The sequence below is a fragment of the Leifsonia sp. Root112D2 genome, assembly GCF_001424905.1.
Classification (GTDB): Bacteria; Actinomycetota; Actinomycetes; order Actinomycetales; family Microbacteriaceae; genus Root112D2.
On record NZ_LMCU01000001.1, the window covers coordinates 1,455,412 to 1,481,838 of the forward strand.

22 protein-coding genes and 3 tRNA genes are annotated in these 26,427 nt (G+C 64.9%); 19 read left to right on the top strand and 6 right to left on the bottom strand.

Annotated features, from left to right (window positions below; translation table 11 throughout):
* Nucleotides 1-323: 323 nt before the first annotated feature.
* Nucleotides 324-2,042, bottom strand: a complete 1,719-nt coding sequence (locus ASC63_RS06680; RefSeq protein ID WP_235491939.1) for a DUF2130 domain-containing protein — start codon at nt 2,040-2,042, stop codon at nt 324-326.
* A 195-nt stretch (nt 2,043-2,237) separates the two neighbouring features.
* Between ASC63_RS06680 and ASC63_RS06685 the strand changes: the two genes are divergently transcribed.
* The 8 genes from ASC63_RS06685 to ASC63_RS06715 all read left to right on the top strand — a co-directional run bounded on the left by ASC63_RS06685 (nt 2,238) and on the right by ASC63_RS06715 (nt 13,286).
* Nucleotides 2,238-3,668, top strand: coding sequence for a hypothetical protein (locus ASC63_RS06685; RefSeq protein WP_157487604.1), 1,431 nt, complete (start codon nt 2,238-2,240; stop codon nt 3,666-3,668).
* Between the two features lie 50 nt (nt 3,669-3,718).
* Nucleotides 3,719-5,290 (top strand): class I SAM-dependent DNA methyltransferase, encoded by a 1,572-nt coding sequence (locus tag ASC63_RS06690; RefSeq protein WP_157487605.1) that lies wholly within the window; start codon nt 3,719-3,721, stop codon nt 5,288-5,290.
* Complete coding sequence (locus tag ASC63_RS06695; RefSeq protein WP_082487350.1) at nt 5,283-6,470, top strand: restriction endonuclease subunit S; 1,188 nt, start codon at nt 5,283-5,285, stop codon at nt 6,468-6,470. The genes ASC63_RS06690 and ASC63_RS06695 overlap by 8 nt, the downstream gene beginning before the upstream one ends.
* Nucleotides 6,470-7,450, top strand: a complete 981-nt coding sequence (locus tag ASC63_RS06700) for a 5'-nucleotidase (protein ID WP_055811058.1) — start codon at nt 6,470-6,472, stop codon at nt 7,448-7,450. The genes ASC63_RS06695 and ASC63_RS06700 overlap by 1 nt, the downstream gene beginning before the upstream one ends.
* Nucleotides 7,451-7,573, top strand: coding sequence for a hypothetical protein (locus ASC63_RS16735; RefSeq protein ID WP_268765142.1), 123 nt, complete (start codon nt 7,451-7,453; stop codon nt 7,571-7,573).
* Complete coding sequence (locus tag ASC63_RS06705) at nt 7,570-8,775, top strand: GTPase (RefSeq protein WP_235491942.1); 1,206 nt, start codon at nt 7,570-7,572, stop codon at nt 8,773-8,775. The genes ASC63_RS16735 and ASC63_RS06705 overlap by 4 nt, the downstream gene beginning before the upstream one ends.
* 141 nt (nt 8,776-8,916) lie before the next feature.
* Nucleotides 8,917-10,104, top strand: a complete 1,188-nt coding sequence (locus ASC63_RS06710; RefSeq protein WP_200936805.1) for a Fic family protein — start codon at nt 8,917-8,919, stop codon at nt 10,102-10,104.
* Nucleotides 10,101-13,286, top strand: a complete 3,186-nt coding sequence (locus ASC63_RS06715) for a type I restriction endonuclease subunit R (RefSeq protein ID WP_055811061.1) — start codon at nt 10,101-10,103, stop codon at nt 13,284-13,286. The genes ASC63_RS06710 and ASC63_RS06715 overlap by 4 nt, the downstream gene beginning before the upstream one ends.
* Nucleotides 13,287-13,414: 128 nt before the next feature.
* Here ASC63_RS06715 and ASC63_RS06720 read toward each other — a convergent pair.
* From ASC63_RS06720 to ASC63_RS06730, 3 genes are all read right to left on the bottom strand, one after another.
* A tRNA-Phe gene (locus tag ASC63_RS06720) sits at nt 13,415-13,487 on the bottom strand.
* Between the two features lie 68 nt (nt 13,488-13,555).
* Nucleotides 13,556-13,629 (bottom strand) — tRNA-Asp (locus tag ASC63_RS06725).
* A 31-nt stretch (nt 13,630-13,660) separates the two neighbouring features.
* Nucleotides 13,661-13,733, bottom strand: a tRNA-Glu gene (locus ASC63_RS06730).
* Between the two features lie 322 nt (nt 13,734-14,055).
* Here ASC63_RS06730 and ASC63_RS06735 point away from each other — a divergent pair.
* Entirely contained in the window at nt 14,056-15,336 is a 1,281-nt protein-coding gene (locus tag ASC63_RS06735) for a M23 family metallopeptidase (RefSeq protein WP_055811064.1), read from the top strand.
* On the top strand, nt 15,329-16,669 hold the full coding sequence (locus tag ASC63_RS06740; protein WP_055811067.1) for a C40 family peptidase: 1,341 nt from the start codon (nt 15,329-15,331) through the stop codon (nt 16,667-16,669). Before ASC63_RS06735 ends, ASC63_RS06740 begins: the two co-directional genes overlap by 8 nt.
* Nucleotides 16,670-16,828: 159 nt before the next feature.
* On the opposite strand, the gene ASC63_RS06745 is transcribed toward ASC63_RS06740, so the two are convergent.
* Entirely contained in the window at nt 16,829-17,320 is a 492-nt protein-coding gene (locus ASC63_RS06745; protein WP_055811069.1) for an inorganic diphosphatase, read from the bottom strand.
* Nucleotides 17,321-17,363: 43 nt separating this feature from the next.
* Here ASC63_RS06745 and tilS point away from each other — a divergent pair, with 43 nt between their 5' ends.
* Both tilS and hpt read left to right on the top strand, forming a co-directional pair.
* Nucleotides 17,364-18,452, top strand: a complete 1,089-nt coding sequence (gene tilS, locus ASC63_RS06750) for a tRNA lysidine(34) synthetase TilS (RefSeq protein WP_055811071.1) — start codon at nt 17,364-17,366, stop codon at nt 18,450-18,452.
* Nucleotides 18,453-18,483: 31 nt separating this feature from the next.
* Nucleotides 18,484-19,038 carry a hypoxanthine phosphoribosyltransferase gene (gene hpt, locus ASC63_RS06755; protein ID WP_055811074.1) on the top strand — a complete coding sequence of 185 codons (555 nt, stop codon included), beginning with the start codon at nt 18,484-18,486 and terminating at the stop codon, nt 19,036-19,038.
* 33 nt (nt 19,039-19,071) lie between these two features.
* Here hpt and ASC63_RS06760 read toward each other — a convergent pair whose 3' ends face one another.
* Nucleotides 19,072-20,514 (bottom strand): DHA2 family efflux MFS transporter permease subunit, encoded by a 1,443-nt coding sequence (locus ASC63_RS06760; protein WP_055811076.1) that lies wholly within the window; start codon nt 20,512-20,514, stop codon nt 19,072-19,074.
* Between the two features lie 97 nt (nt 20,515-20,611).
* On the opposite strand from ASC63_RS06760, the gene ASC63_RS06765 reads away from it, so the two are divergent.
* The 7 genes from ASC63_RS06765 to ASC63_RS06795 all read left to right on the top strand — a co-directional run bounded on the left by ASC63_RS06765 (nt 20,612) and on the right by ASC63_RS06795 (nt 26,349).
* Nucleotides 20,612-21,340 (top strand): TetR/AcrR family transcriptional regulator C-terminal domain-containing protein, encoded by a 729-nt coding sequence (locus ASC63_RS06765; protein WP_055811079.1) that lies wholly within the window; start codon nt 20,612-20,614, stop codon nt 21,338-21,340.
* Between the two features lie 61 nt (nt 21,341-21,401).
* Nucleotides 21,402-23,408 carry an ATP-dependent zinc metalloprotease FtsH gene (ftsH, locus tag ASC63_RS06770; protein ID WP_055811082.1) on the top strand — a complete coding sequence of 669 codons (2,007 nt, stop codon included), beginning with the start codon at nt 21,402-21,404 and terminating at the stop codon, nt 23,406-23,408.
* 23 nt (nt 23,409-23,431) lie between these two features.
* On the top strand, nt 23,432-24,022 hold the full coding sequence (gene folE / locus ASC63_RS06775; RefSeq protein ID WP_055811086.1) for a GTP cyclohydrolase I FolE: 591 nt from the start codon (nt 23,432-23,434) through the stop codon (nt 24,020-24,022).
* 38 nt (nt 24,023-24,060) lie between these two features.
* Nucleotides 24,061-24,861 carry a dihydropteroate synthase gene (folP, locus tag ASC63_RS06780; RefSeq protein WP_055815083.1) on the top strand — a complete coding sequence of 267 codons (801 nt, stop codon included), beginning with the start codon at nt 24,061-24,063 and terminating at the stop codon, nt 24,859-24,861.
* Nucleotides 24,858-25,358: a dihydroneopterin aldolase gene (folB, locus tag ASC63_RS06785; RefSeq protein WP_082487354.1), complete on the top strand. Its 501-nt coding sequence runs from the start codon at nt 24,858-24,860 to the stop codon at nt 25,356-25,358. The genes folP and folB overlap by 4 nt, the downstream gene beginning before the upstream one ends.
* The gene (folK, locus tag ASC63_RS06790) at nt 25,355-25,876 is read left to right on the top strand and encodes a 2-amino-4-hydroxy-6-hydroxymethyldihydropteridine diphosphokinase (RefSeq protein WP_235491950.1); all 522 of its coding nucleotides are present in this window, start codon (nt 25,355-25,357) and stop codon (nt 25,874-25,876) included. The genes folB and folK overlap by 4 nt, the downstream gene beginning before the upstream one ends.
* Nucleotides 25,876-26,349, top strand: coding sequence for a DUF3180 domain-containing protein (locus tag ASC63_RS06795; protein ID WP_055811088.1), 474 nt, complete (start codon nt 25,876-25,878; stop codon nt 26,347-26,349). Before folK ends, ASC63_RS06795 begins: the two co-directional genes overlap by 1 nt.
* Nucleotides 26,350-26,427 lie beyond the last annotated feature (78 nt).

A 26,427-nucleotide genomic window follows, 5' to 3' on the forward strand; every position in this document is an offset into this window, starting at 1 on the left:
AAAGCCCCACTCCCCGTAGAAGCCGGGAAGCGGGGCAGTGGCTCCGACCGGCATCGATCCGGTGACCTTTCGATTTTCAGTCGAAATCGAAGGACCTGATAGAGCGCCATGCGGTTGAAAATCGTTGATTTGTCGCAGAAGCCGATCTTGTGTTACCTCAAAGTATTGGGTTCGTTCTCACACGCTTGTAGTCAAAATGTAGTCAGGCGGGTCGAGTCTAAGCTGCCGATCCGCGATTCCCGATGACGTGGCCAGTCATCGGGTCTTCGCCGCGTAGGAGCCCTCCGATCCCTTGGCGGGCGGAAGGCTCCTACCTGTTGAGGCTAGGCGGCGTCCTGCGGTTTCGGGGATTCCAGCTCGGCGAACTTGGCCTGCATAGTGGGGTTGCCCTTGGTGAGCTTCTTGATGGAGAGGCCAGTCGCCTTGTCATTGGCGAGGCGGAGGTTGTTCTCCGAGCCGAGCAGGCCCTCCTTGACCTTTTGGAGACGGTCGATGGCCACATCGATCTCCTTGATTGCGCCGTCGAACTTGCGCTTGGCGAGGTCCCAATTGCGACCGAATCCCGCCTTGAAGTCCTCGAGCTCGCTCTCAAAGTCCGTAATGTCGATGTTCTGCTTCTTGACCTGCTCCAGCTCGGCCTTAACCTCGATCGTGTCCTGGGCGGCGTTGCGGAGCAGCGCAATGATGGCAAGGAAGAACTGCGGGCGGATGACGAACATCTTCGGATACAGGTGCGAAACGTCAGTTATACCGGTGTACAGCGCGGAGTCCTCCTCGAGCATGGACACGAGCACCGCGTACTCGCAGCCCTTCTCGGTGCGGTCCCTGTCCAGCTTGGCGAGGAAGTCTACGTTCTTCTTCTTAGTGGAAGTCAGGTCCGCCTCGTTCTTCATCTCGAACATGATCGAGATGTACTCGACTGCGCCGTCGTTGAAGTCGCGGAAGACGTAGTCACCTTTGGTGCCAGCGGACGCGTCGTTGTCCTTGCCGAACTCTGCGTACGGGAAAGCCAGCGAGCGCACGCGATTGAACTCGGTCTCGCAGTGCTGTTCGAGAGTCTCGCCGAGCAGCTTGACCGACAGCTTCGCCTTCATGTCCTTATAGCGCTCGATGAGCTCATCCTTCAGGGCGAGCTCCTTGGTATGCGTCTCCGCTAATGTGGCGTTCTTGACCTTCTGCTCCGCCGTCTGCAGGGCGAGCGCAGCCTCGGCCTCGGTCAGCTTCTTCTCCATCGCGGAGACAGCCTCGTTTACCGCGAGCTTCTGCAGGGTATCCGTCTTATCCAGCTCGGCCGTAAGAGTCAGGATCTTCGCGTCTTTTTCGGCGGCGATGTTCTGGGCGTGCTGAGCAACCCTAGTCTCAGCGAGCTGAATCTCGGTCTTCTTGGCCATCTCGGCCTCGGCGAGACGAGAGTGGAGCTCCTTCTCGAACTCCGCGGTGCGCACCTGCTGCGCGATATTCGCATACTCCGCCTGGTCGACCGTAAACACGGTCGAGCAGTGGGGGCACTTGATCTCGTGGGTAGTGCTGGGCGTTGCCTGGTTCATGGGTGGGCTCCGATCTCGGGTAGGGGTTGGTAGCGGGTAGCAGTGGCAATGATTGCGCGTTTGCGGCGGTTGGCGCACAATATGCATGATAAGTAGGGTTATCAGGACAAACGTGACGGTCACCGGCCGATTGTGTAGATTTACCTCATGACCACGACCCCACGGCTCCTCCTCGACATGGCCGGCGTTGCCCGCCTTGCCGATGTGCGGCGACCCGTGGCATCCGTCTGGCGACGCCGATTCGCGTCGACGGATGATCCGTTCCCTCCAGTAGCGGGCCAGTCCCGCGGCCGAGCGCTCTTCGACGCGATGTCGGTTGCGCAGTGGCTTGCGCGGACCGAGCACGGGAACAACCTGGATGCGGTCGCGGATGCCGCGGCGTCGGCATCGCCCCCCGATTTCGATGTCGCCGATGCTGAGCACGTCGCGAGCATCGATGCGTTGCTTGCTCTTCGCTCGGCTTCGGGCGACGCCGTGGGCGGTCACGGCGCTCACGAACTGCAGCGACGTGCGGCCGCCGCGGACCCCGATGACGCATGTATAGTGACGGAAATCTCGGGGGCGCCCGCGAGCTGGGCTGAGTGGGCTGACCTGTTCGCAGACGCTGCCTACTCGCCAATCGAAGCTTCACGACTGCTGGAGCGACGGCACGCGGCGACGCGCTCTTCGGCAGGATCGTCGGGTCCACTCGTGCCCTCCGCGGAGGCACTCCTAGTCGAGCTTGCTGGGGCGCTCGCGGTTGATGACCAGGCCGAGCTGGTCGTGGGTGCGGAGATCACCCCTAGCCTTGTCGCTAGCCTCCTCGAACGGCTGGGAGATGGTGTCGACCTCGTCGTGTCCGGATTGCGTGAGGGCCGCCGCATCCGCCGTCGCCATTTGTGCGACGGATTAGCGTTGCCTACTACTGACTCGGTCACGGATGCGCCACGGCTCCTCATCGAGCGACTTCCGTCGGGTGCCGCGCGGTCGACCTCGGAGATTCTGCGGGCCGTCGACGAGGTCCTGCTCGGGATGCGCGACCACGATCGTGCTGTGGTGCTCGCCCCTGCGATGGCGCTGGTCGAGGCCATCTCGGCCTCCGACGGGCTCGCCCGTGCTGACTTGCTGCGCTCAGGGCGCGTTCGGGCGATTGCGAAGCTGCCCGCAGGTTTACTCACTGCAGCCCCGCGTGAGGCACTCGCGTTGTGGGTCTTGGGCCGCGTGACGGGGGACAGCTCAGTGGCGGACCGCGTCACAGCGGTTGCCGACCTGAGCGATGTGACCCTCGCCAAAGCCCAACGCACCGGTCTCGTCAATGATGTGCTGGCAGCAATGGGCAGCGCTCGCGACATGTATGCCCACGCCTTCCGCTTTGCGCGGTTGCCGCGCACGACCTCATTGATTGCTTCGCGTCGCGCGCTTGTTACCGGCGGAAGCCCGCGAGCGAGCACCTTCCGCTCGACTCAAGATTTGCCGGCTCTCCTCGACCAGGCCCTTGAGAATCTCGGCGAGGACGCTCCAGAGCTTTCGCCGACTTCAGCGCCCGGTCGCGTCTTGCCTGCCGCATCCCTGGAGCAACTCATCGCCGAGCGACATTTGCGGCTGCTTGCGGGTACGCGCGTCGCGGCTGACGAGTATTACGAATCAGGCTTCGTTGTGATCGGCCCAGCAGATCTAGATGACCCTGCGCGGATCGGCGCTCGCCATGTCGATCCCATTGTGTTCCGCGCGCGACATCCCGCAGCTCGCGTATCCGTTGCCGGGGACGTCATTTTCCGCACGGCACCCACGGCGAAGGCGTGGGTAGACCCCGTTGGCTCGAAGGTCGTGCTTTACCCCGCTCGGGTTCTTCGCGTAAACCGCGCTGACCCAGGTGGTCTGGTTTCCGAACTTATCGCGGCTGATATCACTGCATCCACGGGGGGCGCTGGAGTTTGGAAACGGTGGCGCCTTCGCCGAGTAACGCCCCAGACCGTGGAACCTCTTCGCGAGACTCTCGCCGACTTGGCAACCCGTCGTGAGGTCCTCGCGCGCCGCATCCGGTCGCTCGACACGTACGCCGACCTGCTCTCTGCTGGACTCGTCTCCGGCGCCCTCACTTATCCCGACAACGCTGCTACCGCGACACCCAACCCTCACTGAAGGACACCATGCCCCGCGTACCGAAGTCCGCCCCAACGGCGCCGTCAACGATGAAGGAGCTGAAAGACACGCTCTGGAAGGCCGCCGACAAGCTGCGCGGTTCGATGGATGCCTCGCAGTACAAGGACGTGATCCTCGGGCTTGTCTTCCTCAAGTACGTGTCGGACGCATTCGACGAGCGCCGCGGGCAGATCCGCACCGAGCTCGCCGCCGCCGACTATGACGCGGAGCAGATCGCCTCGCTCATCGATGACACCGACGAGTACACGGGCCACGGTGTCTTCTGGGTGCCCGCCAGCGCACGATGGTCGTTCCTCGCGGAACACGCGAAGGGGCTTGGGCCGTCGATGGGCGAATCCGAGAAGTCGATCGGGCTGCTGATCGACGAGGCAATGGATGCCGTCATGCAGGCGAATCCGCAGCTGACGGGCACTCTCCCGCGCATCTTCAACCGCGACAGTGTCGACCAGCGCCGGCTGGGCGAGCTGATCGACCTGCTGAACTCGGCGCGGTTCGCGGGGCAGGGCCAGTCCGGTGCGTCGGGGCGGCGAGCGCGCGACCTGCTGGGCGAGGTGTACGAGTATTTCCTCGAGAAGTTCGCCGCAGCCGAGGGTAAGCGGGGCGGAGAGTTCTACACGCCCGCCAGCGTGGTGCGGGTGCTCGTCGAGCTGCTGCAGCCGACACACGGGCGCGTGTACGACCCAGCGTGCGGGTCGGGCGGTATGTTCGTGCAGGCCGAGAAGTTCCTCGAGACGCACGAAGGCGAAGGCTCCGACATCTCGGTCTTCGGGCAGGAGCTCAACGAGCGCACGTGGCGCATGGCGAAGATGAACCTCGCGATCCACGGGCTGACGGGCAACCTCGGGCCGCGCTGGGGCGACACGTTCGCCCGCGATCTGCATCCCGAGTTGCAGGCCGACTTCGTCATGGCCAACCCGCCGTTCAACATCAAGGACTGGGCGCGCAGCGAGTCCGATCCACGCTGGACGTACGGGGTGCCGCCCACCGGCAACGCAAACTACGCGTGGATCCAGCACATCCTGTCGAAGCTCGCGCCCGGCGGCACTGCGGGTGTGGTGATGGCGAACGGATCGATGTCGTCGAACTCGGGTGGCGAGGGTCAGATTCGAGCCGAGATTGTTGAGGCTGACCTGGTGTCGTGCATGGTGGCGCTGCCGACGCAGCTGTTCCGCTCGACCGGCATCCCGGTGTGCGTGTGGTTCTTCGCGAAAGACAAGGGCGTACGCGCCGGCGAGGTGCTCTTCATCGACGCGCGGGGCCTCGGCCACATGGTCGACCGAGCCGAGCGTGCCCTGTCGGACGAGGACATCGCTCGCATCGCCGGCACCTTCCACGCCTGGCGCGGAACCGAATCGGATGCCGTACCCGGCCCGTATGCTGACACCGCCGGCTTCTGCTACTCGGCGACACTCGCGGAGATCAAGGCCGCCGACTACGCGCTCACGCCCGGCCGTTACGTCGGCGCAGCCGAGGTCGAGGACGACGGAGAGCCGATCGAGGAGAAACTTGCGCGACTTCGCGCCGAGCTAGAAGAGCAGTTCGCGGAATCTGCGCGGCTCGCCGAGGTCGTGCGTGAGCAGCTGGGGAGGGTCGATGTCTGAAACCTTGAGCTCCGTTTGCAGCGAAATTGTCGACTGCGTAAACCGGACAGCTCCGGAGACGATCGACGGGGCGTACCTACTGGTGGGAACACCCGCGATGCGCGGTAACACCATCGACAAGGCACAAGCCCGGCGAGTCTCCGAAGAGACCTTCCGAATCTGGACTCGCAGGCTCGAACCGCAAGCTGGCGATCTCCTCCTTGCACGCGAAGCGCCGGTCGGGCCTGTAGTGATCATCCCGGAAGGCGGTCGCATCGGCGCCGGGCAACGAACCACACACCTCAGAGCATCCCCTTCGAAGGTTTCCAACCGGTACCTCTACTACCTCCTAACTGCTCCTTTCACACAAGAGCGGCTGCTTGGCCGAGCAATGGGGTCGACCGTCGCGCACTTGCGAGTGGCAGATTTGAAGTCATTTGCGCTTCCGGATCTACCCCCGCTCCCGACCCAGCAAGCGATTGCCGAAGTTCTGGGCGCGCTCGATGACAAGATTGCCGCCAACACGGAGGTTGCCTCGACCGCAGAACAATTCCTTAGGACAGAGATGGACTCAGCTTGGCTTCAACGCCCTGACCGCGAGGCGGTGTTGTCCGACTTCGTAGATCTCAACCCTCCAACGCCAAAGCCCAACGACAGCCAGCCGCTCTACGTGGATATGAAGAAGCTCCCGGAGTCGGGCTGGTCGATCGATGCACCCGATCGACGAGAAGCGAAGGGTGGTGCCCGGTTTCAGCGAGGTGACGTTCTGCTCGCGCGCATCACACCGTGTCTCGAGAATCGCAAGACGGGCTATGTCGACAACATCGATGACGGCGAAACAGCGATCGGTTCCACTGAGTTCATCGTCCTCCGTGCCCGGGATGGTGTCGCTCCTCCAATCGCGTTTCTGCTCGCGACCGAGGCGCGCTTCCGCGAGTTCGCGATTCAGAACATGGTAGGAACATCCGGGCGGCAACGCGTGACGGCTTCAGACCTAGCTCGATTTGCGCTTCCGAAGCCCGGAGAGGGCTGGCTCGCTGACTTCGGCAATCGCGCAACCGCCCTATTCGAGCAGGTTGAGTCACTACACAAAGAGAACACGACGCTCGCCGCGACGCGCGACGCGCTCCTCCCGCAACTCATGTCGGGAACGCTTCGCGTCCGCGATGTCGAGAAGCTCGCTTCGGAAGTGGGTGCGTGATGGCGTATCGTCTCGCCGACCGACTCGTCATCGGCATCGCTTCCAGTGCTCTCTTCGATTTGGCTGACTCCGACGCATTCTTCCGTGAGCACGGGGAGGATGCCTATCGCAGGTACCAGGCGGATCGCATCGACGATACATTGCAACCGGGAATCGCGTTCGGCTTCATCCGGAAACTTCTGGGCCTGAACGATCTTCGCCCAGGGGACTCCCTGGTCGAAGTCATCATCCTTTCTCGCAACGATCCATCGACGGGCCTCCGGGTGATGCGCTCCGTCGAAGCCCATGGCCTCGAGATAAGCAGGGCAGTCTTCACCCAAGGAGAAGCTCCGCATGAATACATTGGCGCATTCTCGATGTCGCTCTTCCTCTCTGGCGAGGAGCAGAGCGTGCGCGCAGCGTTGTCCAACGGCTTCCCGGCCGGCTTGGTGGTCGCGTCCGCCAACACCGCGCGCGACGATGAAACTGTTCGCGTCGCACTCGATTTCGATGGAGTGATCGCCAGCGATGAGTCGGAGCGCATCTTCCAAACGGGCGGTGGCCTTCCCGCTTTCCACGAGAATGAAGTGGCCAAGCGAGCAGTTCCTCTCCAAGATGGGCCGCTGCGAGAGTTCCTCAGCGATCTCAATATGATCCAGAGCATTGAACGGGAACGCGCAATGACGGATAAGTCGTACCGACCCCGACTTCGTGTGTCGATCGTGACGGCTCGTAACGCGCCGGCGCACGAACGGGCGATCAACACGCTCGACGAGTGGGGCGTCACCGTAAACGACGCGTTCTTCCTGGGTGGCATCGACAAGGGAACGGTGCTCGAGGTGATGCGTCCTGATATCTACTTCGACGATCAAGAAAGTCACCTCAAGTCCACGTCCAAGTATGCAGCGAGCGTTCTGATTCCCTATGGAATTGCCAACGAACGGGCGGTTGTTGTTGACGCGTTGGAAGAGCCCTCCCCGTTTGCCGAGGATGCGGCGTGAGTGACAACTTCGGCTGCCTGCCTGCCTGCCCGCCCGACGAAAGAGAGGTCACCGTTGACGACCGCCACGACCAAGGCGCACTTCTGGGTGAAGGCACTGCTCGACTTTGAGGTCACGCAATGACCTCGGGAAACGAAAAGAAGGAGAACACCAAGATGGCGATGGAGCCAGAAGACCACGCGGCCAACGCGCCCGATATCGACGACCAGCCTTTTCTCGAGGCGAACGCCCAAGCGAAGAGCCGGTATGGCCGGTTCAACCTCGCGATCATCGGCGACTCGGGCGTGGGGAAGTCCTCGCTCGTCAACGCTGTCTTCGGGCGCGATTGGGCGCATGTCGGCAAGGGCCTGCCGGTGACCCGCGGTGTGCAGTATTACCACGATGACTCGCTCGGCATCTGGGACATCGAAGGGTTCGAGATCGGGTCGCCCATGCCGCCGGCCGAACAGCTGAGGGCTCACCTGAAGACCATCTCGGAGCGTCCCGCGAACCAGCAGATCTCGGTCGTCTGGTACTGCGTGCACTCCAGCAGTGACCGTCTCACGTCCGCCGCGATCGCCATGATTCGTGAGCTCGACGCGGCGGGGCTGCCGGTCATCCTCGTCCTTACAAAGGTCGACTGGGTGAAGAACCCGATCACAGGCAAGCGCGCCGTTACGAAGGACCTCGAGGAATTTGTCTCCTGGTTGGAAAGCCCTACCGACGGCAAGACTAAGCAGCCGATTGTCATTCCGTATGAGCGCGTCATCCTGACCTCCAACCGCGACAGACACGGGAAGGGCAAGGGGCATGGCCTCGGTGAGCTCGTCGCGGAGACCCTGACCCTCTCGCCCGAAGACGAGAAGGATGCCTTTCGCATCGCTCAGCGACTCAACCTCCCCTGGAAGCGCGAGATGGCTCGACCCGTCATCGCGGTGGCCGCGTCCGCAGCCGCCGCTGCCGCCGCGATCCCCGTTCCTGTCGCGGATGCCGCGATTCTGGCGCCGATCCAATTAACGATGATGGGACGCATTGCGGCCATCTACGACCTCGAGCTCAAGTCCATGCTGTCCCCAGGAGCGCTCGCGCAACTGGGCGTGCAGATCACCGGCCAGGCGCTCGCGCGTAGCTTCCTCAAGCTGATCCCAGGCGCGGGAAGTGTCATCGGCGCGGGCGTCGCGTTCGCTCTCACGGCAGCCACCGGCGAGGGATGGTTGCGACTGTGCGAGCAGGTCCACACAGGCAAACTCGACCTGGCCAAGATCGCCGAAACTTGGGGCAGATACGCCCCAAGCTTCCTTGATGTCATCCGCAAGATGACTGAGCAGCGCATCGCGAAGCCATGATCGGGAACAAGTAAAGGGGGCACTGTGGGGTGATAAAGCGAACCGGCCGAGTTATTTGAGCGCCGGCTTCACTCCTTTGGGATAACTTATAAGCAAGGAGCCTCCAGGCTTATAAGTTCGATTGCTTTCTATAAAACTCGGATGGACGAGATGCGATCCAGTGATTTCACCAGCGCTAGGTTCGGTGCGCTGGCGACCAAGCCACTGAGTGCCTGGCCGCACGCGTACTTTCTGCCTGCACCGATCCCGCGCGAGCTCACACTGGAGCCGGAGACAGTCGCAGCGGTGTCGCGGGCCGACCTCGCCCTCGGCCGCCTCTCCGGCCTCGCACTGCTCATCGACGACCCGGCTCTGCTGCTAGGGCCGGCGCTCGCGCAGGAGGCCCTGGCGAGCTCGCGGATCGAGGGTACCGAGGCATCTCTCAGCGAGGTACTCTCTGCCGAGAACGAAGACCTCCCGATCGAGAACGAGAACCTCCGCGAGGTCGCCAATTACCTTCGCGCGATCGAGCAGGGCACTGAACTGATCAAGACGTGGCCGCTCACACTGCGCTTCTTCTGCGCCCTGCACGAGACCCTGCTCAGTAGCGTGCGCGGCGAGGAGAAATCGCCGGGCGAACTGAGGCAATCGCCGGTGTGGATCGGCTCGCCTAATGCCCGGCCCGAGACGGCGCGCTTCATACCGCCTCATCAGGACGAGCTCGGTGCGTTGCTCGCCGATTGGGAGCGCTTCGTCAACGAGCCTTCCACGATGCCTCCCGTGCTTCGTGGGGCGTTGATGCACTATCAGTTCGAAACCATCCACCCGTTCCTCGATGGCAACGGCCGCATCGGTCGTCTGCTAATCGGCCTCGAACTCATGCACGACCACGTTCTGAGTGCGCCGATCCTTCACATTTCGGGATACTTCGAGACCAAACGCACCGAATACTACGACCGCCTGCAGGCTGTGCGCGAGCGCGGCGAGATCGACGAGTGGATCCAGTTCTTCGCGGCGGCCGTCGAGCATCAGGCGAACGAGAGCGCAGGCCGCATCCGCACTCTGCTCGACATTCGTGAGCGCTATCGCGCACAGGTGCGAGGCGATAGATCCCAGGTGGCAGACCTCATCGATATCCTGCTCGAGAATCCCGTTGTCACCGTTGGAGCTGTGGTGCGCGCACTGAGCGTCACCCAGCCGACCGGGTCGAACTTGTTGCGAAAGGCCGAGGCGCTGGGCTGGGTGCGTTCGGCCGGCCGGTGGGGTCGCGGTGGCAAGGAACGCTGGGTAGCCGCCGAGATCTGGCAGGCGATCACACGCAGTGACTTCGATGAAGGGGACACTAAGTGACCGGGATCTCGGAAGCCGAATGGGAGAGCGCCGCCCTCGAGACCCTCGCGGAGCCACTGGGATGGGAGCCGAAACGTGGCGAGGAGATCGCTCCCGGCAGCGGCGAGCGCGAGGCATGGGATGCGCTGCTGATCCGTCCGCGCCTGCTCGATGCAATGCGGCGGCTCAATCCCGACGTGCCGGTGAGCTACCTCCAGCAGGCCGCCGCCGAGATCGCCGCACCGAAGTCGCTCGACGCGATCACAGAGAACCACCGCATCCACGAATACCTCGTCGGCGGCTACCCGCTCAGCTACATCGATACCGACGGTGTCGAGCAGAATCCGCGCATCCGCCTGCTCGGTGCGCCGGAGCAGAACGATTGGCTGGCCGTCAACCAGGTGACGATCCGGCAGACCGACCTGCGCCGCCGGTTCGACATCGTGCTGTATGTGAATGGCATGCCACTGAGCATCGTCGAGCTCAAGAAGGCCGGCTCCACCTCGACGGGCGTCGCGCCCGCGCACGCCCAGCTGCAGACCTACCTGCGCGAGTTTCCGATGGCGTTCCGCTTCTGCGTCTTCACACTCGCAAGCGACGGGCTTGATGCCAAGTACGGCACGCCGTTCACGCCGCTCAACCACTTCGCCCCGTGGAACGTCGACGACGACGGAGCGCCACTCACGCAGCCGCGCATCGAAGGCGGCGTCGATGTGCAGCCGCTCGATGATGCGCTGGGCGGCCTCTACAACCAAGAGCGCTTCCTGCAGCTCACCCGCAACTTCACCGCGTTCGACGAAGGGTCCGGGGGCCTCGTCAAGCGCATCGCGAAGCCGCACCAGTACTTCGCCGTCACGAAAGCGGTCGGTACCACGATTCAGGCCGTCGAGACGAATGGCAAGGCCGGAGTCGTGTGGCACACCCAGGGCTCGGGCAAGTCGATGGAGATGGAGCTGTACACGAATCTCGTGTCACGGCATCCGAAGCTCAAGAACCCCACGGTGATCGTGGTGACCGACCGCAACGAACTCGACGGGCAGCTGTTTCGCACGTTCGATCGCAGCCTGCTCCTCGCCGAGAAGCCCGTACGAGTGCGCGAGCGCGCGCAACTGCGCGACGAACTGAGCAAGCGAGTCACGGGCGGCATCTACTTCACGACACTGCAGAAGTTCGGGCTGACGGATGCAGAGAAGAAGGCGGGGGCGCAGCATCCGCTTCTCACTGATCGACGCAACGTGATCGTCGTCGTCGACGAGGCGCACCGCAGCCACTACGACGAACTCGACGGCTACGCGCGCCACCTGCGCGACGCGCTGCCGAACGCCTCGTTCATCGCCTTCACGGGAACGCCTCTGTCTCTCGCTGAGCGTGACACTCGGGCCGTTTTTGGCCCGGACATCGACCAATATGACCTGACGCGGGCCGTGAAAGATGGCGCGACCGTGCCTGTCTACTTCGAGCCGCGGCTCATCAAGGTGACGTTCGCTGATGGTACAACCGAAGAAGACATCGATCGCGCAGCCGATGAGTACACGCTCGGCCTCGACGACACCGAGCGAGCACGGATCGAGGCAACCGTCGCCGTTGTCAACGCGGTGTACGGATCACCCGAGCGCATCCAGACCCTCGCGAAGGATCTCGTCACGCACTGGGAAGAACGCCGCACCCGCATGGTGCCTTTCCTCGAATCTCCTGGGAAGGCGCTCATTGTCGGAGGCACGCGCGAGATCTGCGCACGACTGTACTCGGCGATCGTGGCGCTGCGTCCCGACTGGCACTCCGACGCCCTCGACGGGGGCAAGATCAAGGTTGTCTACTCGGGGTCGGCAACCGACCAGCCGCCCATCAGCGACCATGTGCGCCGCGATTCGGCGAACAGTGCGATCAAGGACCGACTGAAGGATTCTTCGGACGAGCTTGAACTCGTCATCGTCAAAGACATGATGCTGACCGGCTTCGACGCACCGCCGCTGCACACGCTTTATCTGGATCGCCCACTCAAAGGCGCACTGCTGATGCAGACTCTGGCGCGCGTGAATCGCACGTTCGAGGGCAAGGAGGACGGCCTGCTCGTTGCTTACGCGCCGCTCGCCGACAATCTCGCCAAGGCTCTTTCGGAGTACACGACTGCCGACCAGGAGAATCGGCCGGTCGGCCGCGACGTTGACGAGGTTGTGGGGATCGCGGCCGAACTTGTTGCACAGATCCGCGACATGCTCGCCGACTGCGACTGGCGTGCGATCCTGAGCCGCGGTGGTCCGCGGGCGATGCGCACCGCCGCGACGACTGCGACGAACTTCCTGCGGGATGCGTCGAACTCGCTCAACGACCCTGAGCTTGGCGTCGACCGGCTCGCGAATCGCTATCGCGCCACGAGCGGCCGGCTCGCTCGCGCGTGGGCGCTGAGCTCAGGCAGAGCGGGGCTCGCCGAACTGCACGATGAGATCGCCTTCTACGAAGAAGTGCGTGTGTGGATGGCGAAGTTCGATGCCATGGAACGGCAGTCGCGCGACGAGCCAGTGCCAGAGGAAATCGAGCGCCTGCTGACCGGCCTGGTCGCCGAGGCGATGTCGATGGGCGAAGTGCTTGACATCTACGATGCCGCCGGGCTGCCGCGACTCTCGCTCGACAATCTAGGTCCGGAGTTCCTTGCGAAGGTGCAGGCAGCGCCGAACGTGCACCTGGCGATCGAGGCGCTGCGCAAGTCGCTCGTCGAAGCCGGGTCCGGCGTAACGCAGGGGAACCTGATCCGCCAGCGCGCGTTCTCGGAGCGCATAGCCGAGATCATGAAGCGGTACACGAATCAACAGCTCTCGACGGCAGAGGTCATCGCCGAGCTCATCGAGCTCGCGAAGGAGGTCGCCGCCGAGGCAGCCCGTGGTGCGCGCTTCTCGCCCCCGCTCTCGAACGACGAACTCGCGTTCTATGACGCGGTCGTGCAGAACGAATCCGCCGTAACGGACCAGGGTGAAGACGTGCTCGCGCAGATTGCGCGCGAGCTCGTCGCAGTGATGCGCCGCGACGTGCGCACCGACTGGACGGTGCGCGACGACGTGCGGGCGAAGCTGCGTTCATCGATCAAGCGGCTGCTCGTCAAGTACAAGTACCCACCAGACAAGCAGCCCGAGGCCATCAAGCTGGTCATGGACCAGATGGAGTCGATGGCGCCGCGGTATGCCGACGACCGGCGGCCGGGCGCATGAACAGGTGCTCGATTTCGCTCAGCTGTATGTCGATCGTGGGGACGTCGACATGCAAGCCTGACAATTCGGACAGGCTCACGAGGGTATTAAAAAGCCCCACTCCCCGTAGAAGCCGGGAAGCGGGGCAGTGGCTCCGACCGGCATCGATCCGGTGACCTTTCGATTTTCAGTCGAACGCTCTACCAACTGAGCTACAGAGCCGAAAGCCGCACTCGAGAGTGCGCCCTTCTCGGCAAAAGCCCCTCCTTGCGGAAGGGCTTATACCTTTGCGACCCTGACCGGACTTGAACCGGCGACCTCCGCCGTGACAGGGCGGCGCGCTAACCAACTGCGCTACAGGGCCTCGAATGAAACCATTATATTCAACTTTTGCGTGACCCCAACGGGATTCGAACCCGTGTTAACGCCGTGAAAGGGCGCCGTCCTAGGCCGCTAAACGATGGGGCCGGTGGGTCACAGACTGCATGACTACCGACGCACAAGCATACGGGGCGACCCGCAAATTGCCAAACCGGATGCCGCAGCCCGCCGAATACGCGACGAGCGCCGAATGGGCGCCGGAATCGGGCATCCGAGGGTTAGATTCGCCGGGACGGTCCGACCGGGCCGTCGCACGGACTTCGATGACGATTGCGGCGCGATCCCGATGTGACCCATGCGGGGTACTGGGCAAGCGCGCTCCTGATTGTTACTGTTAACGCTGTTAACAACGGTATCCGTGTGACTGGAGTGACCGAAGCGGGTCACGAGCAGACGGGTTCGAGGAACAATGAAACGCACTCAACCGACCGACGGGCGCACGATCGTCACTCGCGCCCGGCGTTGGCGAGCCCGCACGGCCGTCGTCGCCATCTTCTCCATGGCCGCGGTGGGCCTCATCGCCCAGCCCGCATACGCCACGAGTTATCCCAGCTGGCAGGATGTGCAGAACGCCAAGGCCAGCCAGTCGGCGGCGGCCACTCAGGTCACCCGCATCAACAATCTGATCGCCGCGCTGCAGTCCGAGGTCGCGCAGACCCAGGCCGAAGCGAAGAAGCGCGGCGACGAGCTGGCCATCGCCCAGGCCAAGTTCGACGACGCCGATCTGAAGGCGCGTCAGCTGCAGCAGCAGGCTGACGACAGCAAGAAGAAGGCGGATGCCGCAACCGAGCAGGCGGGCCGCCTCGCCGGGCAGCTCTACCGCACTGGCGGCACCGACCTCTCCACCAACATCTTCCTCAGTGGAGGCAGCGGCGCGAAGGCCAACAAACCCGACCAGCTGCTGGCCGATCTCGGCAGCATGTCCAAGCTGGTCGAACGTTCGACCGAGGTATACCGTCAGGCGAAGACCGCACAGAACTCAGCGAAGGCTCTGTCTGAGACGGCCGCCGTCGCGAAGGCCGAGCGCGAGAAGCTGCGCGTTGCCGCCGATGCCGCGCTCAAGGCGGCCGCGGCCGCGGCGCAGGCCGCGCAAGACAAGCTAGCCGAGCAGCAGAAGCAGATCGTGGTCATGCAGGCGCAACTCGCCGCGTTGAAAGACAAGACGACCAAAGTCGTCAGCGGCTACCAGAAGGGCGTCGCGGTTCGGGCGGCGGCGAAGGCTGCCGCAGAGCGTAAGGCCGCAGCTGCAGCTGCAGCTGCACGAGGCAACGTCAGTTACTCGGGTTGGGCGGTGCCCGCCTTCGGCCCCATCACCGACGGCTACGGGCCGCGCACCTCGCCCTGCCCGGGCTGCTCCAGCTGGCACCTCGGCATCGACATCGGCGCCGGGTACAACGCGCCGATCCGCGCTGCGCACTCCGGCACGGTCATCTACGCCGGCTGGAATGGCGGCTATGGCAACTTCGTGCTGCTCGACAACGGCGGCGGCATCTCCACCGGCTATGGACACATCCACCCGGGCGGCATCATCGTCGGTTACGGCCAGCATGTCTCGGCCGGCCAGGTCATCGCGTATGTCGGCAGCACCGGCAACTCGAGCGGGTACCACCTGCATTTCGAGGTGCGCATCAACGGCTCGCCGATCGACGGCATCCCGTTCATGAGACAACGAGGAGCGGCACTTGGCTGAGTTCACGAAGGCCACACGATCGCGGGCGAAGACCGCGGCATCCATCGGCGCCGGTGTGATGGGCGTGGTGACGGCATCCGTCGGTATCATCACTCCCGCCGCATACGCCGCCGACTATCCGTCGTGGAACGATGTGCAGCAGGCCAAGGCCAACGTGCAGCAGCAGCAGACGATGATCGGCAACATCACAACGCTCATCAACGGCCTGCAAGAGTCGGTTGCGGCGGCATCGAAGGCATCGATGAAGGCTGATGAGGCCTATCTCGAGGCCAAGATGCAGTTGCAGCAGGCAACCGAGAAGGCCACCAACCTGCAGCAGCAGGCGGATGCCGCCGACAAGAAGTCCAAGACGTCGCAGATGCGGGCGGGACTGCTCGCCTCTCATCTTGCACGCGCGGGCGGCCAGGACATTTCGGTCGACCTCATGCTCAAGGGCGGCGACGGCGGCGACGCGGCCAACAAGCTGCTCTACCAGCTCGGCACGATGAGCAAGCTCACCGAGCAGTCGCAAGCCATCTACAAGCAGGCCACGACAGACAAGAACAATGCGCAGTCGCTCACCGACCAGGCGAAATCGGCCGAGAAAGAGCGGGTGAAGCGGTCGGATGCCGCGACCGAGGCGCTCAACGCGGCACACGCCGCAGAGGCGGCTTCGCGGGCGGCATTGCAGACCCAGCAGCAGAAGTCGACCGAACTGATCTCGCAGCTGGCCACACTGAAGAACACCTCGGTGGCGGTCGAGAGTTCGTATCTCAAAGGCGAGGCGGAGCGTAAGGCTGCCGAGGCTGCGGCGCGCGCGGCGGCCGAACAGAAGGCGCGTGACGAGGCCGCGGCACGCGCGGCAGCCGCCGCGGCAGCAGCAGCCGCGGCGAACAACGGCGGCGGCAGCAACAGCGGATCGAGCGGCGGTGGATCGACTGCGCCGGCGTCGAACCCGAACCCCGTGCCGAATAGCAACACGGTTGAGCGAGCCATTTCCTACGCGATGGCGCAGCTCGGGGAGCCATATGTGATGGGCGGCGCGGGCCCGTACACCTGGGATTGCTCAGGGCTCACGATGATGGCATACCGCTACGCGGGCATCAACATCGGCGGGCACGGCGTGACCTACCAGTACTACACGATGCAGGATCGCGGGCTGCTCTTTTCATATTCACAGCGCAAGCGCGGCGATCTGCTGTTCTGGTACGACGGCGGTTTTTACCACGAGGCGATCTACCTCGGAGGCGGCATGATGATCGCGGCGCCGAAGTCGGGCGACGTGGTCAAGGTGCAGCCTGTATGGGGCCAGGGCGGCGACCTCTGGTACCAGGTGGGCCGCCCCGCCGGCTAGCGTCTTGGCTGGTTGAGGAGCGAGGAACGAGCGTCTCGAAACCTGGCGCGCGGCCTTGGTTTCGAGACGCGCTCGTACTATGCGCATCGCACTACGTGCGATCCCTCTTGTTCTTCGACGCTGTCGCGTCCAAGCGCGCTCCTCAACCAGCGATGAGGCTCAGTGGCCTTCTTCGGCGAGCTTCTTCAGGCCCGCCTGCACGATCTGCTCGGCCTCGGCGGCGTCGCCCCAGCCCTCGATCTTGACCCACTTGTTCGGCTCAAGGTCTTTGTAGCGCGCGAAGAAGTGCTCGATCTCCTTGCGGGTCTGCTCGGCAACATCCGTGATGTCCTGAATGTGCGCCCAGCGCGGGTCCTTGTAAGGAACGACGACGACCTTGGCATCGCTGCCCGCCTCGTCGCTCATGTTGAGCACGCCGACGGGGCGCACCTTGATGCCCACGCCGGGGAACAGCGGGTACTCGAGTAGCACGAGCGCATCGACGGGGTCGCCGTCGAGGCCGAGCGTGTTCTCGAAGTAGCCATAGTCGACCGGGTAGACGAAGCTTGTGAAGAGCACGCGGTCCAGATACACGCGACCGGTCTCGTGGTCGACCTCGTACTTGTTGCGGCTGCCGCGGGGAATCTCTACGACGACGTCGTACTCTGCCATGACTGTTCTCCCTTGTATTGAAAATCAGGAATAACGTTACTGGATGCAGCCTGACGTTTCTTCAGCCCGCCGCCCACGGCTGACCCCCGCGATAGCCGACATCCGCCGCGCCGTGCGCGCCGCCCTCGTCGCGCCGCTTAACCAAAACGACGGAGAAAGTGCCGGATCGGGCCACAAAGCCGCGATTTCGGGCTCACACGGCGAAAAATCCGTCGTTTTCGACAAAGCACTCGTGTTGGTGGGGTTGAGCGGGGGAGCGGACTCGCTGGCGCTCGCGGCGGCGACGAACTTCGAGGCGCCGCGGGCGGGCATCCAGGCGGGAGTAGTGATCGTTGACCACGGCCTACAGGAGGGGTCGTCGCATGTCGCGGCGCAAGCCGCGCAGCAGGCGCGCGACCTGGGGCTCAACCCTGTGCTGGTGAAGCGCGTTGTCGTGTCTGGGGAGAATGACGGCGGCCCCGAGGCGGCGGCTCGGGAGGCGCGCTATGGCGCGTTTGCCGAGGCCCTCGCCGAGACCGGGGCGAGTGCGGTGCTGCTCGCGCACACGCTCGACGACCAGGCCGAGACGGTGCTACTCGGCCTGGCGCGCGGTTCGGGGGCGGCGAGCCTGCAGGGGATGGCGCCGCAGAACGGGCCGTATCTGCGCCCGCTGCTCGGCATCCGTCGTGCGACGACCAGGCAGTTCTGCGTCGATTCGCGCCTCGAGCCCTGGGACGACCCGCAGAACCTCGACCCGGCGTATGCGCGGGTGCGGGTGCGCCAGAGCTCCCTGCCGACACTCGAGGCAGACCTCGGCCCGGGCATCGCCGAGGCGCTGGCCCGCACCGCCGAGCAGCTGCGCGAAGACGCCGACGCACTCGACGCCATGATCGTGGAAACCATCGAGGACATCTGCGAGCACGCCGAGGCGGGCATCTCGGTGTCGGTGGGCGCGCTGGCGGCGAACCCGCCCGCGCTGCGCCACCGCATCATCCGCTATGTGGCACAGAGCGAGTTCGGGGTTTCTCTCGAGCGAGTGCACACGCTCGCCGTCGCCAGGCTGGTCACCGATTGGCACGGGCAGGAGGGGCTCGACCTGCCAGGCGTTAGAGTTGTCAGGCAGGGGGGCCGCGTGATTTTCACCCGGGCCTGACGTTTCGATACATAAGGACCATACCGCTGACATGGAACTCTCCGACGTTCAGGATGATCTGACCGAACTGCTTATCAGCGAGGAGCAGATCCGAGCCCGGATCGCCGAACTCGCGAGGCAGATCGAGGCCGATTACGCGGGCGAAGACGTGCTGCTCGTCGGTGTGCTCAAGGGCGCCGTCATGGTCATGGCCGACCTCGCGCGGGAGTTGCGCATTCCGGTGACCATGGACTGGATGGCCGTGAGCTCGTACGGCAGCGGCACGGCGTCGAGCGGCGTCGTGCGCATTCTCAAGGACCTGGATGCCGACCTCACCGGTCGTCGCGTGCTCATCGTCGAAGACATCATCGACTCCGGTCTCACCCTCTCGTGGCTGCTGGCCAACCTGAATTCGCGCGGACCGGCATCCATCGAGATCTGCGCACTTCTGCGCAAGCCGGATGCGGCCCGCGTCGCGATCGACGTCAAGTACGTCGGCTTCGAGATACCGAACCAGTTCGTGGTGGGCTATGGCCTCGACTACGACGAGCGCTACCGCAATCTGCGCGGCGTGGGCGTGCTGGCCCCCAAGGTCTACGGCGGCTGATCGCCAGGGCGCCTGATTGACACAGCGGCACGCTCACACCGAGTCAAGCAGCACAGCCGCAGCGTCCCGCGGCGCGTCGACACGAGACGGCGTCATGCGCGGCAGCGCGAGCGCTGCGAGACCGGCCAGCAGGTACGCGGCGACGGGTACCCAGAGCCCGGTGGTAACCGCACCCTGCGCACTGCTTCGGGTCGCGTTCTCGCCGAGCATGCCGAAGTAGACGGCGCCGGCGAGTGCGACGCCGAGAACCATTCCAAGCTGACCGAACGTCGTGAGCGTTCCGGATGCCGCGCCGGCCTCCGTTGCCGGAATGGTTGCCAGGGTCAGCCCCATCAACGGCATGATCAGCAGCATCATTCCGACACCGGCGAGAGTGAGCGGGAGCGCGAGATCCCAGCCATTCAGTTCGGATCCGCGCGCGGCGATCGCGGCAACGACCCACGTGAATGCGCCCGCCTGAATCACTCCGCCCACCAGCACAAGGCTCTTCCCGAACCTCTGCGAGAGCGGTACCGCGATGCCGGTGGCGATCATCGAGCCGAGGGCGATGGGGAGGATCGTGAGCCCGGCAGACAACGCCGTGAAGCCGAGCGCCTGCTGCACGTAGAACAACAGGATCAGCGCGTATCCGCCGTTGCCGACCGACGAGAGCACCTGCACGAGAAGCCCCGAACTGAATCCGCGGTTGCGGAAGAGCGGCATCGGCAGCAGGGCCGAACTGTCGCGCGCCAGCCGTCGCTTCTGGTGCGCGATGAATGCCGCGATAGCGAATGGCGCCGCGATGAGCATCGCCCAGATCCAGGCCGCCCATCCGGCCTGGCGCCCGTCGGTGAGCGGAAAGACGACGAGAAAGACTGAAACCGCGCCGAGCAGCACACCGACCAGGTCGAGCTTCAGCGGATGCTCAGACCTGCTGCGCGGCACCACGAGAAGGGCGGCGAGAATCAGCACGATCCCGATCGGGATATTGACCAGGAAGATGCTGCGCCAGCCCAGCCCGAAGGCGTTGACCGTCACGATCCAGCCGCCGAACAGCAGCCCGGCGACGGCACCCAGTGCACTCAGCGCGCCCGTGATGCCCAGGATGGGCCCGCGTTCCTCGGGGGTGAACATGACCTGGATGCTGGAGAGCACCTGCGGCACCATGATGCCCGCGAAGGCACCTTGCACGATGCGGGCGGCAACCAGAAAGTCGCCCGACTGCGCAAGCGAGGCGAACAACGAAGCAAGTGTGAATCCGGCGACCCCGATCACGAAGATCCGGCGTCGGCCGACGACATCACCCAACCGTCCCCCCGTGATCAACAGCGTGGCAAATGCGATGACGTAGCCGGCAAGTGTCCATTCGAGTTGGGCCGGATTGGCGCCAAGGTCGGCGCCGATCGCCGGCAGCGCCACGTTGGTGATAGTCGAATCCATCAGATCCATGAACATCGCGACCATCAGGACGATCGTGGCGATAACGCGTGTACTCATATGCTCGGTTCTCTCAGTCCAGGCGGATGCGTACAGTGTACGCACTAGTTGCGTACACTGTACGCAGATGTTAGATTCGATGTCAAGGGAGGCTCTGATGGCAACGATCGACGAGGCATCCCAGACGCCGCCGAATTGGGTGACGACCGCATGGGCGATGCACGATTCGCCCCGCCAGGACGAGCCCGGCCTGAACGCCACAAAAATCGTGGCGGCGGCAATCGAGCTGGCAGACGATGAAGGCATAGCGGGGCTCTCGATCCGCAAGCTCGGCGGTCGGCTCGGCGCCGGCACGATGGCCGCGTATCGTCACGTGGAATCTCGCGAGGACCTCGTCATACTCATGGTCGATTCTGCGCTCGGCACGCCGCCGGTCAGCATCCTCGATACGGATGACTGGCGCGAACGGGTGAGGCGATGGGCCGGCGCGATCTCCGCTCGCTACGCGCGGCATCCGTGGCTGGTGGATGCGCCGATTGCGGGGTTCATTGCGACCCCCAACCGCGCGCTGTGGCTGGAATACATCCTGCAATCGCTGCGACCGACTGGTCTGGGCCTGCGGCAGATGCTTGACGTGGCCCTCCTGATCGACGGCCATGCGCGCAACGTCGCCGCGCTGACCCGTGCCGTCGACGCGCAGGATGAGGCGCAGGACGTCGCCGCGCCATGGTTGGCATCGCTGCTGACGCAGGAGCGATTCCCGATGCTCGCGCAGGTGCTGTCCTTAGGCGAACTCGACGAGGACAGCGCGCGTGATCTGGAGTTCGGCCTCGGTCGCATCATCGACGGTATCGGTTTCCTCGCTGCCGAGGTTGACCGGCGGTAAAGCACGCCCACGGCGAACATGCAGTTCGCGCCCAGCGCGGGCGCGATAGCCTTATCGCACCATGAACGCCAAGAAGATCTTCCGCGGCCCGATCCTGTATATCGTGCTGGCCGTGATTGCCGTGTGGATCGGCTCCAGCCTCATCACGATGTCCGGATTCAAGGGCGTTACCACCGAGCAGGGCCTGCAGTATCTCAAGGACGGCAAGGTTGCCAGCGCCAAGATCATCGACGGCGATCAGCGCGTCGATCTCACACTGAGCAAGGCCGACAAGACCAACGGCAAGCTCGTTCAGTTCAACTACGTCTCGCAGCGCGGTGCCGACATCGTGAAGGCCGTCGACAGCGCCAATCTGCCCAAGGGCTTTGACGACGAGGTTCCGCAGCCCAACTGGCTGCTCTCCGCCCTCGGCATTCTGCTGCCCGTGCTGTTTCTCGGCGTGATCTTCTGGTTGATGCTCTCGGGAATGCAGGGCGGCGGCAACAAGGTCATGCAGTTCGGCAAGTCCAAGGCCAAACTCGTCTCCAAAGAGAGCCCCAAGGTCACCTTTGCGGATGTCGCGGGTGCCGACGAGGCTGTCGAGGAGCTTGAGGAGATCAAGGAGTTCCTGAAGGAGCCGGCCAAGTTCCAGGCCGTCGGCGCGCGCATCCCCAAGGGTGTGCTGCTGTACGGCCCTCCCGGAACCGGTAAGACGCTGCTCGCGCGCGCCGTCGCCGGTGAGGCGGGAGTTCCGTTCTACTCGATCTCCGGTTCTGACTTCGTAGAGATGTTCGTGGGTGTCGGTGCAAGCCGCGTGCGCGACCTCTTCCAGCAGGCCAAGGAGAACTCCCCCGCCATCATCTTCGTCGACGAGATCGACGCCGTCGGTCGCCACCGCGGCGCCGGCATGGGCGGCGGGCACGACGAGCGCGAGCAGACCCTCAACCAGCTTCTGGTCGAGATGGACGGCTTCGACGTCAAGACCAACGTGATTCTCATCGCGGCGACCAACCGTCCCGACATCCTCGACCCCGCACTGCTGCGCCCCGGCCGCTTCGACCGTCAGATCGGCGTTGACGCCCCCGACATGCAGGGCCGCAAGCAGATTCTTGAGGTGCACGGTCGCGGTAAGCCCCTCGCCAAGGGCGTCGACCTCGAGGTGCTGGCCCGCAAGACGCCCGGCTTCACGGGCGCCGACCTGGCCAACGTGCTCAACGAGGCGGCGCTGCTGACCGCGCGTTCCAACGCGCAGCTCATCGACAACCGCGCCCTCGATGAGGCCGTCGACCGCGTCGTCGCCGGCCCGCAGAAGCGCACCCGCGTGATGAAAGACCAGGAAAAGCTCATCACGGCATACCACGAGGGCGGCCATGCCCTCGCCGCCGCCGCGATGCGTCACACCGACCCCGTCACGAAGATCACGATCCTTCCCCGCGGCCGTGCCCTCGGCTACACGATGGTGATGCCGCTGGAAGACAAGTACTCGATCACCCGCAACGAACTGCTTGACCAGCTGGCGTACGCCATGGGTGGCCGTGTTGCCGAGGAGATCGTGTTCCACGACCCGACAACGGGTGCGTCGAACGACATCGAGAAGGCCACGGGCATCGCGCGCAAGATGGTCACCGAATACGGCATGAGTGCCGATGTCGGTGCCGTCAAGCTGGGGCAGTCATCCGGTGAGATGTTCCTGGGCCGCGACATGGGTCACCAGCGCGACTACTCCGAGCAGATCGCCGAGCGCGTCGACGCCGAGGTGCGCGCGCTCATCGAGAAGGCGCACGACGAGGCATGGGAGGTTCTCAACGAGAACCGCGCCATTCTCGATCGCCTGGCTGCCGAGCTGCTCGAGAAGGAGACGCTCGACCACAACCAGATCGCTGAGATCTTCAAGGACATCACCAAGCTGCCCGAGCGCCCGCAGTGGCTTTCGAGTGGCAACCGCCCGATTTCGGATGTTCCCCCGATCGCTTTTCCGAAGGCATCCGCCCCCGTGAACCCGGGAGCCGTCGACGGCGGCATCGACTCGGAGCCGCCCAGCAAGCCGAAGCGCGCGCCGGCCCGCAAGCCGCGCCCCGCCACGGCGTAGCGCTGCACAGGAAAAACTTCACCGTGACAACGAAGCCAACGACGGCGATCGACCGGCAGCGCATCCAGGCTGCGGTCAGTGAGTTGCTGCTTGCCATCGGTGAGGACCCGGATCGGCCCGGGTTGCGGTCGACCCCTGAGCGGGTGGCGGATGCCTACAGCGAGTTCTTTGGCGGGCTTGCGGAGGATCCGCTCGAGTACCTGGCCGACTCCGTGCCCCTCGGCGAACACGAGGCCGAGACCGTGCTGCTGCGCGGCATCGAGTTTCGTTCGATCTGCGAGCACCATCTGCTGCCCTTTCTCGGCGTCGCGCACGTCGCGTATCTGCCGAACGAACGCGTGGTGGGGCTCGGTCGGCTGCCACGGGTGGTCGAAGCGCTGGCCGCCCGCCCGCAGCTGCAGGAGCGCCTGACCGAGGAGATTGCCGACACGCTGCAGGAGGGGCTCGACGCGCGTGGCGTGCTCGTGGTGCTCGATGCAGTACACGGCTGCGTGACGACCCGCGGGCCGCGTCAGACCCAGAGCTCCACGGTGACCGTCGCCAGTCGCGGCGCGCTCGCCGACCCGGTGGGCCGTGCAGAGATCATGGCTCTCATCGGCGGAGTGGGCGCGTGAACGCATCCGCACGGCGGCCGCACGGTCGCACACAGATCATGGGCGTGCTCAACGTGACTCCGGACTCGTTCAGCGACGGCGGTCTCTACATCGAGACGGATGCCGCGGTTCGGCACGCGCTCGAGCTCGCGCAGAACGGCGCAGACATCATCGACGTCGGCGGCGAGTCCACGCGCCCCGGTGCGGTGCGCATCGGCGCGGTCGAAGAGCAGCGGCGCGTGTTGCCGGTGATCCGTGAGCTGGCCGATCACGGCATCCGGGTCAGTGTCGACACTATGCACGCCGAGACCGCCCTGGCCGCCGCGAAGGCGGGCGCGGCCATCATCAACGACGTGTCGGGCGGACTCGCCGACGAAGCCATGGCGAATGCGGTCATCGAGACAGGGCTGCCGTTCATCGTCTCGCACTGGCGCGGCCAGTCCGACACGATGAACGAGTTGGCGCAGTACACGGATGCCGCGGGCGAGGTGCGCGCGGAACTGTTCAACCGGGTGGGCGAGCTCGTCGTGCTCGGTGTGCACCCCGACAAGCTGATCATCGACCCGGGGCTGGGCTTCGCCAAGCACGGCGCGCACAACTGGCAGGTTCTCGCGCACCTCGACAGTTTTCTGGGTCTCGGGCTCCCCCTGCTCGTCGGGGCGTCGCGCAAGCGCTTCGTCGGCGAGCTGCTGCCCGAGAACACGCCCATTGCAGCCCGGGATGCACCCAGCGCCGTCATCAGCGCGCTGGCGGCCCAGGCCGGCGCATGGGGCGTGCGCGTGCACGACGTGGTGAGCACGCGTGCCGCGCTCGACGTGGTGGATGCGTGGCAAGCTGGATACGGAGGGGATATCGCATGAGTTCTGCGCAACGTTCTGGCGCCCTACCGCCGGTGGGATCCGACAGCATCACGCTCACGGGCCTGCGCGTGCACGCGCACCATGGCCTCTACGCCTTCGAGCGCGAGGCCGGCCAGGAGTTCGTGATAGACGTCACGGTGTGGCTCGACCTCTCCGCCCCGGCCGCGAGTGACGACGTGCGCGGCACGATCCACTACGGAGAGCTGGCGCTCGAGGTGACGGATGCCGTGCGGCGCGACCCCGTCGACCTCATCGAGACCGTGGCCGAGCGGGTGGCCGACGTTGTGCTCGCCCACGAGGCGGCCGACGCCGTGCGGGTCACGATCCACAAGCCCACCGCTCCCATCGAGGTGCCGTTCGACGATGTTGCAGTCACCATCGAGCGCGCCCGTGCACGCCGGAGCCTGGAGGATCGCGCCAGCGATCCCGCGACGCTTGTCGCCCGCGAGCCTGCGAGCGAGGGCACCTTTTCGACTGGTGCCGGGGAGCCTGCGTGACGCCCGCCGCAATCGTGCCCCGTCCCCAGCGGATGCGGCCTGCCGTGCCGGCCGTGCTTGCCTTCGGCAGCAATCTCGGTGACCGCGAGGCGACCATTCGTGCCGCGGTGGCCGATGCGGGGGCCGTGGCGGGCATCCGGGTTCTGAAGGTGTCGTCGCTTATCGAGACCGCGGCGCTCAAGCCGACCGGTGTTGATCGCGACGCGCCTGCCTACCTGAACGCCGTGGCGACGATCGAGACCGTGCTCGATCCGCATGCGCTGCTGGAGGCCGTGAACGCGATTGAGGCGCAGCATGGCCGCGTGCGCGAGGAGCACTGGGGCGATCGCACGCTCGACATCGACATCGTCGACTATGACGGCAGGCAGAGCGCGGATGCGACGCTGACGCTGCCGCATCCGGGTGCCGCGTCGCGCGTCTTCGTGTTGCAGCCGTGGCTCGAGATCGACCCGGATGCCGTCGTGGCCGGCCGCGGTCGCGTCGAGGCCCTGCTCGCCGCCGTCGGAGGAGAGCACTGATGCGGCGCTCGCACGCCACCCCGCTCATCGGCCTGGGGCTGGCCGGGGCGGTTGTGGGGTTTCTGCTGGAGCTCGGGCTTGTGGCCTCAAGCCTGCCGATGCTTGTGCCGCCGGTCTCGCTGCCGCTCACGCTCGTGGCCATAGCGGCCATCGTGGTGGGCTTCGCGGTTCCCATCTACCGGGCCGTGCACGGCAAGACCAGCGCGCGCATCGACCCGTTCCAGGCGATGCGCGTTGCGGTGCTGGCCAAGGCCTCGAGCCTGGCCGGCGCAATGCTCACGGGTGCCGGGGTGGGCCTGCTGGTCTACATGCTCAGCCGCACCGTGCTGCCCCAGGGCGGCACCATCGGCCTGACCGTCGGCGCGACGGCCGGCGCGGTCATCCTGCTGATCGGCGGCCTCGTCGCTGAGCGCCTGTGCACGCTTCCGCCGCCCCGTGACGAGGACGTTCAGCCGCACCCTTCAGCCAGCTGACGGTTGCAAACGAGAAACGCCGCCCGAGGCGAGCCTCGGACGGCGTGTTGCGTGGGGCATCCGCAATTCGGTGAAACG

What these genes read in the sequence shown, in the direction of transcription:
- ASC63_RS06765 (WP_055811079.1), top strand. Translation starts at nt 20,612, where the DNA reads ATGGCAACGATCGACGAGGCATCCCAGACGCCGCCGAATTGGGTGACG.
- ASC63_RS06695 (WP_082487350.1), top strand. Translation starts at nt 5,283, where the DNA reads ATGTCTGAAACCTTGAGCTCCGTTTGCAGCGAAATTGTCGACTGCGTA.
- tilS (WP_055811071.1), top strand. Translation starts at nt 17,364, where the DNA reads ATGCAGCCTGACGTTTCTTCAGCCCGCCGCCCACGGCTGACCCCCGCG.
- ASC63_RS06745 (WP_055811069.1), bottom strand. Translation starts at nt 17,320, where the DNA reads ATGGCAGAGTACGACGTCGTCGTAGAGATTCCCCGCGGCAGCCGCAAC.
- ASC63_RS06760 (WP_055811076.1), bottom strand. Translation starts at nt 20,514, where the DNA reads ATGAGTACACGCGTTATCGCCACGATCGTCCTGATGGTCGCGATGTTC.
- ASC63_RS06710 (WP_200936805.1), top strand. Translation starts at nt 8,917, where the DNA reads ATGGACGAGATGCGATCCAGTGATTTCACCAGCGCTAGGTTCGGTGCG.
- ASC63_RS06690 (WP_157487605.1), top strand. Translation starts at nt 3,719, where the DNA reads ATGAAGGAGCTGAAAGACACGCTCTGGAAGGCCGCCGACAAGCTGCGC.
- ASC63_RS06735 (WP_055811064.1), top strand. Translation starts at nt 14,056, where the DNA reads ATGAAACGCACTCAACCGACCGACGGGCGCACGATCGTCACTCGCGCC.
- ASC63_RS06705 (WP_235491942.1), top strand. Translation starts at nt 7,570, where the DNA reads ATGACCTCGGGAAACGAAAAGAAGGAGAACACCAAGATGGCGATGGAG.
- folB (WP_082487354.1), top strand. Translation starts at nt 24,858, where the DNA reads ATGAGTTCTGCGCAACGTTCTGGCGCCCTACCGCCGGTGGGATCCGAC.
- folP (WP_055815083.1), top strand. Translation starts at nt 24,061, where the DNA reads ATGGGCGTGCTCAACGTGACTCCGGACTCGTTCAGCGACGGCGGTCTC.
- hpt (WP_055811074.1), top strand. Translation starts at nt 18,484, where the DNA reads ATGGAACTCTCCGACGTTCAGGATGATCTGACCGAACTGCTTATCAGC.
- ftsH (WP_055811082.1), top strand. Translation starts at nt 21,402, where the DNA reads ATGAACGCCAAGAAGATCTTCCGCGGCCCGATCCTGTATATCGTGCTG.
- ASC63_RS06700 (WP_055811058.1), top strand. Translation starts at nt 6,470, where the DNA reads ATGGCGTATCGTCTCGCCGACCGACTCGTCATCGGCATCGCTTCCAGT.
- ASC63_RS06795 (WP_055811088.1), top strand. Translation starts at nt 25,876, where the DNA reads ATGCGGCGCTCGCACGCCACCCCGCTCATCGGCCTGGGGCTGGCCGGG.